Raw genomic sequence first — 13,517 nt, 5'->3', positions numbered from 1 at the left:
AGCGGTTAAAATTTAAAATGTACACGAAGACCATAGGTTTTGCTTACCGGTAAGGAAGCCCCTTCAATTCCTGCATAACTCAAATTCGGCGAAAACTGTGACTCCGGGTCGATGTTGTCGGTATACTTCAGTATCGTGAACAGGTTTCGTGCGTAGAGTGCAATTGATAAAGACTGGGCCCTCAGCTTTTCGGGAGTGCCAAATAAATAACCCAGCTGAAGCTCCCTGAACTTGATGAAACTTCCGTTGAGCACCGAAAGCGCCGATATGTTGCTCACCAGCTGCGGGTAATAAAGGTAGGCCGGCACACTCGTCTGGTTGATGCTGCCATCGGAATGTACACCATCGGCTACAACACCAGTTTCGCGCCCCTCAAGTGTCGCCTTATTCAATCCATATACATAAGAATAATGCTCACTGGCCGACAGTACTTTATTCCCGAATTTAAAGTCAACCAGAAATGACAATGTCATCTTCCTGAATTGCAGGCTGCTGCTCAGCCCTCCATAATACACTGGCAGGGTGCCACCCATTGGTTTAAAATCACCACGCATGGGAATCCCATTATCGTCGACAATTGTCCTGCCCTGCGCATCCCGTTTATAGTCGTATGCCATGATCTGCGTGATCGACTCGCCTGTCACCATTGCCGTATTTGCATTCAGGGGCCTGTACTTTCCAGTGAGGATATACCTGCTCGACCCATCAATGGACAACAGTTTGTTATTGATGTGACTCAGATTGAGCGATACATCCAGTTTCAGCGCATCACTTTTTACCGGCGTTCCATATAGCAGCAGCTCCGTACCCATATTCCTGGTTTTCCCAAGGTTTGCATAGGAAGAGGTAAAACCGGTAGTCACAGACTGCTCAACAGTAGTAATCTCATTCCTGGTGATGCGGTGGAACCAGGTCAGGTCCATTCCAGCGCGGTTGTTAAAAAAGCGCGTATTGAGTCCCACTTCAAACTCATTCAGCGAAAATGGCTTCAGGTTGTAATTGGCCAGCACCCTGGAAAAGTCAGACAGGGGAATGCCGCCGACAGCAATATTTGAGGAATAGTAGGTCCGCGTAGTGTAGGGCAGGACAGGCTCACCACTTGTGCCGGCAACACTCATCCGCAATTTGCCGTAATCCATTGCCGGAATGCTAAACAGGTCAGAGAAAACAAAGCTGCCAGAAAATCCCGGAACAAAAATACCGCGGTTGCCGGAAGGTAAGGTCGAATAGATGTCATACCTTCCTGTTGTTGAAAGGTTTAGCGTGCCATAACTCAAGTCGGCAGTGTAATAAAGCGACTGTGTAGCCAGCCGGTTTACCGAGTAGTTGGAGCTGATGCTCTGAAGGTTGGAAGGGATATATATTCCCGGAGTAATGAAACGGGAACCGATATAACTCAGGTTTTCTACATTGCGACGTCTGAAATTCCCGCCGGTAGATACATTCAGCTCCACATCACCGCCCAGATGTCTCCTGAAGCCCAGCAGCAGGTCCGTATTCAGCTCGGTCGTCTGAATCTGATAAAGGCCATTTAAAGCTCCCTGCTGACTGATCGTGAAGGATGTTCCAGATGGTAATACGTCCAGCAGGTGGTCATTGCTGATGTCATAACCAAAACGGCCCTGTAAGTAAATGTCATCCGTAAACTGGTATTTGGCGGTGGCTGAGGAGATGAAACGATTTCTTTTGGAATCATTCACCTGTTTGTTGACGACAAAATAGGGATTCGTTTTATATTCGTCGGCGCTCCATGGCTGCTCGATGCCGGTCTGGGCATTGTACCCCGGAGCAAGCAGGGATTCCCGTAGGCTGGTGGCCATAAACTGTATCCCGTAATTGGCATTCATCGGTCCGTCACTCAGGTAAGACCTGTTCTTGTTCAGCTCGTAGATGTAGTTTCCGTTGAAGTTGAGTGTGAGCTTCGGATGGATTTGATAGGTGGTGTTGAGGTTGATGGTCTTGCGGCCCAGTCCACTGCGTGGCAGCGTTGATGCATGGTCCATATTCGATGCAGACAGTCTGATTGCTGCCTTGGGACTCCCCCCGCTCAGGGATACAGTGTTCGTGAGCGCGGGCGCAGTCCGGTAGAAGCTGGCGATGTTATTTTTTACTGCCAGGTAGGGGTACATATTGCCATCCAGCTGTATAACGGGCTGTCCGTCCAAAGGTTCGCCCCAGCTGGATAAACCAGAGGCAATCGCGCTCTCTACATCAAAAGGTCGCTTGTTCTGTATGCCTTGTCCGTAGGTGTACTGATAGTCGGTATTGTTTACTGCGCGGTCGATGGACAAGTTCATCTGATAGTCCACACTCAGCGGATCGTTCTTTTTTGCCGATTTTGTGGTCACCAGGATCACCCCGTTGGCAGCCCTTGCACCATACAGCGCAGACGCTGCGGACCCTTTGAGGATGGTAATGGACTCAATGTCGTCCGGGTTCAGGTTGCTGATCCCATCACCATAATCTGCACCACCATACTCCGTGGCACTGCCACGTTGCGAATTGTCTATCGGAATGCCATTCAGCACAAACAGGGGGGAGGTTGCATTCATGCTTGCTGCGCCGCGCAGCAGCAAACGCGACGAAGAGGCCGGGCCGCCACTGGCACCGCTTACATTCAACCCCGCAACACGCCCTTCCAGCGACAGCACAAAGTTTGACTCCCTGCCGCTGGCGACTATTTCAGCAGGTACCGTAGCTACGGCGTAGCCTACTTTTCGTTCTTCCTTGGGAATATTGAGCGCCGTGATGACCACTTCGTTGAGCTGATTGGATCCGGAGAGGCTGTCTTTCGGCCTGTCCATAGTCAGTGCGCTAATGGCGATCAGCTCATTGGATAGTAGGGTATATCTATATCCGGTGCCAGACAGTACTCGTTTAAGCACCGTTAGCACCTCTTCATCATTTACGCTGATGTTTATCGGCCTGGATGGCAGTTTTTCCTGGTTGTAAACAAAACGGTAGCTGGTTTGCTTTTTGATTTCATCGATCACACGCTCGAAACCAACGCCCCGTAAATGAAGGCTCACACGGGTCTGCGCTTTAACTTCCCGGCAAAGCAGCATTGCCATCATCAGGATAAAAAAGATTATCCATCTCATAACAAACTCCTTAATATGATCAGATTGAACATTATCATGTTTTAATATAATTAAAACAGATTAATAAACGTAAACGGTATTTCCTTTAATGGTGTACTGGAAAGGATTAACCAGCTGGAGGGAATGCAATACTTCGTTCAGGCTTTCTTTTTCAAAAGAGCCACTAAACTTAAGCTTCCTGCTGCGGTCGTCCTTAAATGTAATTTTAACACCGTATTTCCTCGACAGACCATTTGCAATGACACCCAGTGAAGCATCGCGGAAGGCCAGCTGACCTTTCATCCATAAGGTTTCCAGGTGCTCATGGTCATAGTATGAGGTGTTGCCGCGCTGATATCCGGACTGACTGACAATGACCTTCTCTGAGGGCTTTAGCATCACCCTGGTATCCGGGTGTTCCGGGAAGGTAACAGCAACGCTGCCACGGAACAAAGTGGCTTCGCTGGTGCTGTCAGCTGCATAAGAGCTGACATTGAAAGCCGTACCGAGTACGTGAATGTCCATTTTATCCGTATGGAGCACGAATGGGTGTTTGCTGTCGTGGGCCACATCCAGATAAGCTTCTCCTGTTAAGTAAACGTCCCTGGTGTTGCCCTTAAAAGCTGCGGGATACCTTAACGTGGAGGCGGCATTCATGGTTACCTTGCTGCCATCGGGCAGTATCAGCTCCGCGCGACTGCGGTCTGGTGTATGAAAACGCTTCCAGCTCTGTACATTCTGTTGTCCGGCAGGAGTTTCATTAAAAGCAAACTGATAAGCGCCATAACCCATCATGGCGATCACTGCCGCTGCAGCATAACGCTTCCAGCTGCGGTAAAGTGGCTTGACTTTTTCCCGGTCCTCCGCCTGTAGCCGCTCAAACTCCGGAATATCGGTACGTTGTTTAATTTTGCCGAGCACCATCGTTGCACGTGCATCAGGTGCATCTTCCTGTACCCAGTAAGACTTTAGTGATTCATACTCATTCCTATAGGACGCGCTGGCAGAAATGTACCCGCTGAATTCCGCAGACTCCTCCGCAGAAAGCTCGCCGGCCATCCTTTTTCCCAATAGTTCTGTAAATCTTTCGTCTTTCATTTAGCGTAGTGTACAATTAGTTAGATCCCATTTACAGCTTAAATTGCCTACAGGTTTCGTAAAAAATATAAATAAACTTTAAAATAGCCGTAAACATAATGATGTTCATCAGTTTATCACTCATCTGATTTGAATCTTTTGCAGGGGGAACTCCCCGGGGTTTCAATACTTCCCTCAGCTTGGCAATAGACCTGAAAAGATGGGTCTGCACCGTCCTGTGGGAGATGTTCATCAGTTCGGCCACTTCCTTATATTTCAATCCTCCTTCTTTGATGAGCCGGAACACCACCCTTGCCTGCATGGGCAGGGTATCTATGGCACGGTCCAGCTGCTGCTGCAGCTCCTTGCGCTCCACAATCGTTGAGGGATCTGAGGAGAGGTCTGCAAAATGATGCTCCTCGGCACTGTCGATCTCCACCATATGAACGGCACCATGTTTTTTATTGTGTTTTAAAGATTGATTTTTGACCGCGACAAACACATAGGTCACCGGTCGCTCAACGCTGCTCAGGTTTTTCCTGTTGTTCCAGCACTTCACGAAAATCTCTGATACAATCTCCTCGGCAGCTTCCTGATTCGCAGTATAGTAAACGCAAAACTTAACCAGCTTATTGAACATGGCATAGTAAAACCCCTCAAATGCCTTGACATTGTCGTCGACACAGAATTGCTTCCATAGTTCAGTTAAATCGGGCTTCACCACTAAATATTTGATTAGTCAGCACAAATAACAGCATAAAATCTGAATTAACGGAAAACCCATCTCATCTGGAAGTTAAAAAATAGAAAAAAAAATTAAGCACATTTCTACTGAAAGGGATCATTATAATGACAAACCGATATAAATGAAACTGATGAGCTTCAACTTTTAAAAGCGCCCGGAATGGCATCAGGGGGAGGCTTTAACGCCCTGGGTGTTTAGCGAAGAGCTGATTGTAGCACAGGGAAAAAGCCGGATTCAGGATAAATGAAAAAAAAATGAATTTCATGTAGGCAATTTATTTACAAAAGGGATTCTTCAACATATGCCCCAGCCAGCTTGTGCTAATGCTCGGGGGTATGAACAAACCAATTGTAAACATAATTGTATGAAAAAACAACTACAATGTACCTGTCTGCTGCTTTATGCCGCAGCCAGTACCTTCGCCACTCCGGTGATGGCTAAAACGTTTAATACAAACCATCCCGTACTTGTTTCTGCCGCGGCTTTTCCTGTGCAGCAGGACGTGATCAAAGGAACGGTCAAAGATGCCTCTGGCGAAACCCTCATTGGTGTATCTGTGCTCGTCAAGGGAACAAAAACAGGTACGCAGACAGATGGTACCGGACAATTCTCCTTAAATGCCAAACCTGGTTCTGTATTGGTATTTACCTATATCGGTTACAAAACCCAGGAGGTTACCGTGGGTACAAGCGCTACTGTTAACGTTACCCTTGCCGCCGATGATCAGCAGCTGAGCGAAGTAGTGGTTACTGCCCTCGGTATCAAACGGTCTGAAAAATCACTTACTTACGCTACACAGCAGGTGGGGGGTGATGAGCTGACACGTGTGAAAAGCGACAACATGATGAACTCCCTGAATGGTAAGATCGCTGGTATCACCATCAGTCCGAGTGCTTCTGGTGTAGGTGGTTCGGCAAAGGTCATCCTTCGTGGTAACAGATCTTTCTCCGGAAATAACCAGCCATTATACGTGATCGATGGGGTACCCATTTCCAACAGCCCGAACAAAGCAGAGCAACCAAACAGTCCTTACGGAGGCTCTACAAACGTAGATGGTGGTGATGGTATTTCCAACCTGAATCCTGACGATATCGAGAGCATGAGTGTGCTTAAAGGTGCATCCGCTTCTGCCTTATATGGTAGCCAGGCTGCAAATGGTGTCATCCTGATCACTACTAAAAGAGGTAAAGCTGGCAAAATGCAGGTAAACTTCAACTCTTCGTTAACTACAGATCAAATCGTATCTAAACCGGAGTTCCAAAATACTTACGGCCGTACCACCTCTTCTTCTATTCAAAGCTGGGGTGATAAAATCACTACCGGCAGCAAGGACAACCTCGATGAGTTCTATCAGACAGGAACCAACCTGACGAATGCCATCAACCTATCTGGCGGCACAGAAAATGCACAAACGTACTTTTCTTATGCCAATACCAACGCAAGAGGTGTGCAGCCGGGAAACAAACTGGACAGGCATAACTTTAACCTGCGCGAAACAGCAAAATTCTTCGATAATAAACTGACCGTTGATGGTAGTGTAAATTACACCGCTCAGAATATTGACAATTCTCCAGGACTTGGTTATTATTTCAATCCATTGACAGGTCTTTACCTGTTTCCACGGGGACTGGACATTACGCCTTACAAAGAGAACTATGAGTTAGCTGATCAGGTCGGATATGCGCGCCAGAATTGGATTGCCAACCAGGATCTGCAACAGAACCCATGGTGGATCACCAACAGGAACCTGAACAACTCAAAACGTAACAGGATGCTGGTCAACGGAAGTGTGAAATACGACTTCAACAAATACCTGAACATCCAGGTAAGGGGAACATTGGACCGTATCACTGACAGCTACGACCAGAAGTTATATTCCGGTACGCAAGCTACACTTTCAAGACCTAATGGTCAGTATATTCTGAACAACCAGACCATGGAGCAGAAATATGCGGATGCGTTATTGAACTTCAACATTCCATTGAGTGCAGACTTCAAACTTGATGGAGTATTGGGTACAAGTATCACCGACAACAAAACTGTAGGAACAAACATTGGCTCCGGACTTGGTCTCAACATTCCAAACCTTTTCACTGCGCAGAATACACTTATCGCAGGTACGGTCAGCAATGTGACTACACTCGCGCCACGCCACAGCCAGCTGCAGTCCATCTTCGCTAATGCCAACCTTTCGTACAAAGACTGGGCATTCCTGACCGTAACAGGTAGATCTGACTGGTCTTCGAACCTGGCCTTTACGCCTACACAATCTTATTTCTATCCTTCAGTAGGTTTATCGTTCCTGCTGAAACAAATGGTTGAGCTTCCTGATGTCATCAGCTACGCGAAAATCAGAGGTACTTATGCACAGGTGGGTAATACTGTACCTCCATATGTGACCAATGTGGTCAACTATCTGGACCCTAACAATGGTTCAATTGTACTCAATCCTGTAGCACCTTTCCCTTCCTTGAAACCTGAAAAGACAAATACTTTTGAAGGTGGTTTGGATCTGCGGATGTTCGATAACAAGCTGAATTTTGCTTTCACTTATTATAAATCAAATACCACTAATCAGTTCATTGAAATAGTACCGGTTGCCTCTACAGGATATACTAAAGGTTACATCAATGGGGGCGAAGTGCAGAATACTGGTTTCGAGGTTACATTGGGTTATGATGTCATCAAGAATGATAAATTCCAATGGACTACCGGCCTGAATGCTGCAAGAAATAAAAACAAAGTGATTGACGTAAGTAGTGCCAACGGTATTGACCGCGCTACACTTACCGCAAACAGCAATACCAACTATGAGTCCCGTTTGGTAAATGGTGGTTCTTTCGGCGATATCTATGGTGTGGTCACTAAGAAAGACGCTCAGGGACGCATCATCGTAAACGCAGATGGTTCTCCTCAAATTGATAATGAAGGTTTCAGATATCTTGGAAATGCGAACCCTAAGTTCAGTATGGGATGGAGCAACAACTTTAACTATGGTAACTTTAGCCTGAGCTTCCTGATTGATGGTAAGTTCGGAGGACAGGTGTTGTCGGCTACACAAGCGCTGATGGATGAATATGGTGTATCTAAGGTTACTGGTGATGCGAGAAATGCGGGTGGAGTGACCATCAACGGTGTAGATGTGAATGGCAATGCGGTAACCAGCGTTGATCCTCAGGTATGGTATAGCTCTGTCGGAGGTAAAGCTGGTGTATCAGAGCAGTACATTTACAGTGCTACCGTGGTACGCCTGCGCGAAGCGGCGCTTGGATATGGATTTCCAGTGAAAAACAGTGTGGTTAAAAACCTGAGGTTATCGCTAACTGGTAGAAATATTTTCTACTTCTACAAAAAAGCGCCTTACGATCCTGAGGTTACCATGTCTACAGGTAACGGCTTGTCTGGTGTAGATATCTTTAACCAGCCAGCAACACGCAACATTGGTTTCAGCCTTAATGTAACCTTATAATGATCCATTTAAAATCAGTAACCATGAACACTTCATATAAACAAACCATCACCCGGGGCCGGTATATTATGTTGTCCCTATGTGCATTAGTCCTGATGTTCAACGCAGGCTGTACAAAGAATTTTGAAGAATACAATACAGACCCTACAGGGGTTCCCAATAAAGATGTGGAAGTGATCTCGCTGTTCAAGCCCATCCAGTCCAATATCTTTCACAATTACCAGACCGCACAAAACCTGAGTGCAGATGCCTATGCAGGTTATATGATGTCTCCAACGCCTTTCAGAACGGAATACAACTTGAACTATAGCATGGTTGACGGCTGGAACTCAAATGGGTTTAAAGACATGTATACCTACGTGATGTTCCCCCTCAGCAGAATGGCCGCTGCCGGAGCTAAAACCAATAACCCTGATTTTTGGGCGGTAGCGTTGATCCTTAAAGTCGAGGCCATGCACAGGATCACTGATAAATTTGGTCCCATCCCATACAGCAAATTTGGTCAGTCGCTGCTTTCATCCGAGTACGATAGTCAGGAAAAGGTATATAACCAATTTTTTCTGGAGCTGGATACCGCTGTTAATTCCTTACAGACCTACGTGGCCGCTAATCCGGCTGCGACTCCTTTTGCAAGCGCAGACTTACTTTTTAATGGTGACTATAGAAAATGGATAAAGTTTGCAAATTCATTGCGTCTACGCCTTGCTGTGCGCTTGTCAAAAGTTGCACCTTCAGTCGCCCAGCTTCAGGGTGAAAAGGCAATGGCAAATACCGGTGGTCTGATGACTGACCCCGCTGATGATGCCGCTGTTGCTGTTACCAATGGTACAAGTGATCTTTATATGATTACTAAAGACTGGGCAGATAACCGCCTGAATGCAAGTCTGACCAGCTACCTGACTGGATTTAACGATCCACGACTTCCGGCATACGCTTCACCTGCTACAGATGCAGCTTTCGCCGGTCAGTATATTGGTATTCGCATCGGGATTAACATCCCTGCAAAGGACGATTACGCGACATATGCTACTTTAAACACCTCCAATACATTCACACAGCTGAAAGCGCAACAACTGATGTGCGCCGCTGAAAGCTGGTTCCTTAAAGCCGAAGCTGGACTTAGGGGCTGGGCTGGTGCCGGTGATCCTCAAACCAATTATGAGAAAGGTATTGATGTGTCTATGCAGCAGTGGGGTGTGAACGTCGGTAATTACAAAGCTGACGAAACGAGTACACAAGCTGCTTACCAGGATCCTAAAAACAGCGCCAATAACTCACCTGCACTATCTACTGTAAAGGTAAAATGGAATGCTGGTGGTACCAATGAGCAAAAGCTGGAGCAGGTGCTGACCCAGAAATGGCTTGCTGTGTTCCCTGAAGGTCAGGAGGCATGGTCAGAATTCAGAAGAACGGGATATCCTAAGTTGTTTACTGTCGTAAATAATAAAAGTGCCGGAACAATTGATACGCAGGTACAAATCCGCCGACTGCCTTATGCGCAAAGTGAATACAATACCAACAACAAAGAAGTGCAAAATGCAATCCAGCTACTTGGCGGTCCTGACAATGGCGGTACTCGTGTATGGTGGGATGTAAACAGGGCAAACTTTTAAAATTAGCAAAGCTGAATAAATAGAATTTCTAATTTTGTAAGCAGGCGTTATCCTGATGGGGCAACCCTCAAGGATAACGCCTTTTTTATGAATACCCGGAGCAACAGCTCGTTTAAAATCGGGTGTTTTGTAAATGATGTCTCCTTTAAAATAATGAATATGAATAAAGTAATAACCGGACTTGCGATTGCTGTTGCCTTAGCCACAGGCACAACGGCAAGATCTCAAAAAACTGTTCCTTCAAAACAAGGTTCGCTAACCCAGTACGTCGATCCACTGATCGGCTCTGCTGGTCACGGACATGTTTTTGTAGGGGCCAATGTGCCCTTTGGAGCGGTGCAATTAGGACCGACAAATATTTTTGAAGGATGGGACTGGTGCAGTGGTTACCACTATTCCAGCAACACCATCGTCGGATTTACGCATACCCACCTGAGTGGCACGGGAATAGGCGACCTGAACGACATCTCCATCATGCCTGCAACAGGTAAACTGCTTTTGAAGAAGGGCACAAAAGAGGATCCGGATGGGGGATACCTGTCTACTTTTTCTCATGAAAATGAGGTGGTCAAACCTGGATATTACGGCGTACTGCTCGATAAATACCAGATTAAAGCAGAGCTTACTGCAACGGAGCGCGTTGGCTTCCATCAGTACCGCTTCCCTGCAGGAGCAAAAACACCACATGTTATTGTCGACCTGAATGAGGGCATCGGATGGGACAAACCCACAGACACTTACCTGAAACAGATTGACGACCGCACCATTGTCGGATACCGAATGTCTACAGGCTGGTCTGTAGACCAACGTCTGTACTTTGCCATTAAACTGTCGCAGCCCCTTTCCAGCATGTCATTATACGACAGCACTGTTGTCATGAAGGGTAAGGAAGGTAAAGCCGTACGCATGAAAGCAGTGCTTAACTTTGCGGGTATCAAAGGGCAGCTGCTGAAAATCAAAGTAGGACTATCACCGGTAAGCTACGAAAATGCACTGGCCAACATCAGGGCAGAACTTCCTGGCTGGGACTTCAATGCCGTTACTGTGCAGGCGGATAACAAATGGAACAAAGAGCTGGCGAAGGTAAAAATCGATGCGGATAAAAATACAAGTACGATTTTCTATACCGCACTTTACCATACCATGATTGCGCCTTCGATCTTCAACGATGCCAATGGCGATTATCGTGGTACGGATAAAAAGGTCTATAAAAATGCTAAGTTCAGCAATTATACCACGTTCTCCCTGTGGGATACCTATAGGGCCTACCATCCGCTATATACGATGTTACACCAGGACAAGGTAAACGACATCGTAAATACACTTCTTGCTATTTATCAGCAGCAGGGAAAACTTCCGGTATGGCACCTGATGGGAAGCGAGACGAACACCATGATCGGCTATCATGCTGTGCCAGTGATTGTTGATGCTTACCTGAAGGGATTCCGGGGCTTCGATGTGAACCTGGCTTATGAAGCCGTGAAACATTCGGCCATGCAGCAGACAGATGGTATCAATTATGCACAGAAGCTGACCTATATTCCAGCTGATAGCGTTATTGAATCGGTGGCGAAAGGGCTGGAGTATGCAATTGACGATTGGTGTATTGCCCAGATGGCAAAATCGCTGAACAAAACTGATGACGCTGCGTATTTCAGCAAAAGAGCAAAACTCTATGAACAGTATTTCGATCCTAAGATCCAGTTCATGCGTGGCAAGCTGGCCAATGGCCAATGGCGTGAACCTTTTGATCCGATAGCCTCGAAACACCGTGAAGATGATTATACGGAAGGCAACGCATGGCAATATACCTGGCTTGTACCGCAGGATCCGGAAGGCCTGATCCAGCTTTTTGGTGGTGATCAGCCGTTCAGCAAAAAACTGGATGAGCTGTTCAGCATGAGCTCTGAAATGGCTGAAGGCAGCTCTCCGGATATCAGTGGACTGGTGGGTCAATATGCGCAGGGCAATGAACCCAATCACCACATTCCTTACCTGTATGCCTACGCCGGTCAGCCCTGGAAAACAGCGGACCTCGTTCGCCATATTGCCGATTCACTGTATACGGTAAAGCCTGATGGTCTGTGTGGAAATGAAGACCTCGGACAGATGTCATCATGGTACGCCTTTTCTGCATTGGGTTTTTACCCTGTAAATCCTGCAAATGGACTGTATGTTTTTGGTAGCCCCCTGATCAATGAGGCAACCATCAGCATGGGGACAAAAAAGTTCCACATTAAGGTGTTGAATAATAGCCCTGAAAATAAGTACATTCAGAAAATCAACCTGAACGGTAAAGACTATGCCTATTCGTACATCAGGCATCAGGACATTGTTGCCGGCGGCGAACTTGAGATCACGATGGGTAACAAGCCCTCAGCTACATGGGGAATTGCTCCCGAAAGCCGACCGATCTCTATTCCCGGAAAATAGCTTTATCCATTAAAGTTTAAAAAAGGAGGTACTGTTGACCAGTCCTCCTTTTTTTGTAAATAGATGGTCCTAGCCGTTGTCTACAAACCCCGGATACAGGGTCATCCCGCCATCCACATAGATGGTTGTTCCAATCACATAATCGCTATCATCGGAGGCCAGCCAGATTGCCGCTTTAGCTACGTCTTTCGCTTCACCTATACGCTGATAGGGGATCAGCTTGAGCAATTCCTTTTTCTTTGTTTCATCACTCCAGACCTCTTCATTGATATCGGTAGCAATAGCCCCGGGAGAAATCGCATTTACTCTGATCTTTTGTGGTGCCACTTCCAGTGCCAGCGACTTCATCAGCATTAGGATTCCTCCCTTCGAGGCGGCATAGTTGATGTGTCCTGCCCATGGAATGATGTCGTGCACAGAACTCATGAAGATTACATTCCCCTTTACCTTTCCAGTGTCTGGCTTTCCTTCAAAATGCCTGATGGCTTCTCTGGCGCATAAAAATTGTCCCGTCAGGTTAGTATCAATAACAGTAGTCCACTCCTCAAGGCTCATCTTTGAAAATGTATTGTCTTGTTGGATGCCCGCATTGTTGATCAGTACGTCAAATCCACCAAATTCCTCTTTTGCGCGGTCGAACATACTGATCACCTCTTCTTCAATACCTACATTGGCCTGATGAATGATACCCGTTCCTCCACCATCATTGATTTGCTTGAGCGTTTCCTTTGCGCCCTCTTCGTCGCTATGGTAGTTGATGAGGACGTTAGCCCCGAGCTGACCAAAAGCAACTGCAATGCCCTGTCCGATGCCTGAACTGGCGCCCGTGACCACTATGGTTTTATTAAGTTTCGTCATGTTGCTGTATTTTATTCACCTTGAAATTGTTATTTGGATGTGCCGATGTGGGATGACTTAACCGGTTGAACAACCGCTGCCCTGGGCTCAGAATTACATTTTCCAAGCATCATATAGATCAGTACAAATATCACGATCGTCGACAGGCAGCCTCCGCCTAATTTTTTCGCGCCCCAGGCTGCGATAATCCCTCTGAAAAAATTATTCATAAATCTTCTTTACAGGATTAACAGCGATCTGCC

General features: G+C 46.6%; 7 protein-coding genes. 3 read left to right on the top strand and 4 right to left on the bottom strand.

All coding sequences use genetic code 11. From position 1 onward, the window contains the following. Positions 1-5: 5 nt before the first annotated feature. Genes PBAL39_RS19960 through PBAL39_RS19950 form a run of 3 tightly spaced genes read right to left on the bottom strand, consistent with a single transcriptional unit; the run spans position 6 to position 4,878 of the window. A complete protein-coding gene (locus PBAL39_RS19960) occupies positions 6-3,101 on the bottom strand; it encodes a SusC/RagA family TonB-linked outer membrane protein (RefSeq protein WP_008244963.1) in 3,096 nt (1,031 codons plus the stop codon). A 60-nt stretch (positions 3,102-3,161) separates the two neighbouring features. After that, positions 3,162-4,178 (bottom strand): FecR domain-containing protein, encoded by a 1,017-nt coding sequence (locus PBAL39_RS24850; RefSeq protein ID WP_008244961.1) that lies wholly within the window; start codon positions 4,176-4,178, stop codon positions 3,162-3,164. Positions 4,179-4,209: 31 nt separating this feature from the next. Continuing rightward, on the bottom strand, positions 4,210-4,878 hold the full coding sequence (locus PBAL39_RS19950) for an RNA polymerase sigma-70 factor (protein WP_157274128.1): 669 nt from the start codon (positions 4,876-4,878) through the stop codon (positions 4,210-4,212). 388 nt (positions 4,879-5,266) lie between these two features. On the opposite strand from PBAL39_RS19950, the gene PBAL39_RS19945 reads away from it, so the two are divergent. The 3 genes from PBAL39_RS19945 (at position 5,267) to PBAL39_RS19935 (ending at position 12,417) form a co-directional block, all read left to right on the top strand. Next, a complete protein-coding gene (locus PBAL39_RS19945; RefSeq protein WP_008244957.1) occupies positions 5,267-8,371 on the top strand; it encodes a SusC/RagA family TonB-linked outer membrane protein in 3,105 nt (1,034 codons plus the stop codon). 23 nt (positions 8,372-8,394) lie between these two features. Then, the gene (locus PBAL39_RS19940) at positions 8,395-9,984 is read left to right on the top strand and encodes a SusD/RagB family nutrient-binding outer membrane lipoprotein (RefSeq protein ID WP_157274127.1); all 1,590 of its coding nucleotides are present in this window, start codon (positions 8,395-8,397) and stop codon (positions 9,982-9,984) included. A gap of 159 nt (positions 9,985-10,143) precedes the next feature. Further along, on the top strand, positions 10,144-12,417 hold the full coding sequence (locus PBAL39_RS19935) for a GH92 family glycosyl hydrolase (protein WP_157274126.1): 2,274 nt from the start codon (positions 10,144-10,146) through the stop codon (positions 12,415-12,417). A gap of 69 nt (positions 12,418-12,486) precedes the next feature. Here the strand turns inward: PBAL39_RS19935 and PBAL39_RS19930 are convergent, their stop codons facing one another. Continuing rightward, complete coding sequence (locus tag PBAL39_RS19930; RefSeq protein WP_008244951.1) at positions 12,487-13,275, bottom strand: glucose 1-dehydrogenase; 789 nt, start codon at positions 13,273-13,275, stop codon at positions 12,487-12,489. Positions 13,276-13,517: the final 242 nt, after the last annotated feature.

It is taken from the genome of Pedobacter sp. BAL39 (genome assembly GCF_000170795.1).
Classification (GTDB): domain Bacteria; phylum Bacteroidota; class Bacteroidia; order Sphingobacteriales; family Sphingobacteriaceae; genus Pedobacter.
Note: the sequence above shows the minus strand (reverse complement) of the source record. Positions and strands in the feature narration are given on the sequence as shown.

What these genes read in the sequence shown, in the direction of transcription:
- PBAL39_RS19945 (WP_008244957.1), top strand. Translation starts at nt 5,267, where the DNA reads ATGAAAAAACAACTACAATGTACCTGTCTGCTGCTTTATGCCGCAGCC.
- PBAL39_RS19960 (WP_008244963.1), bottom strand. Translation starts at nt 3,101, where the DNA reads ATGAGATGGATAATCTTTTTTATCCTGATGATGGCAATGCTGCTTTGC.
- PBAL39_RS19935 (WP_157274126.1), top strand. Translation starts at nt 10,144, where the DNA reads ATGAATAAAGTAATAACCGGACTTGCGATTGCTGTTGCCTTAGCCACA.
- PBAL39_RS24850 (WP_008244961.1), bottom strand. Translation starts at nt 4,178, where the DNA reads ATGAAAGACGAAAGATTTACAGAACTATTGGGAAAAAGGATGGCCGGC.
- PBAL39_RS19940 (WP_157274127.1), top strand. Translation starts at nt 8,395, where the DNA reads ATGAACACTTCATATAAACAAACCATCACCCGGGGCCGGTATATTATG.
- PBAL39_RS19930 (WP_008244951.1), bottom strand. Translation starts at nt 13,275, where the DNA reads ATGACGAAACTTAATAAAACCATAGTGGTCACGGGCGCCAGTTCAGGC.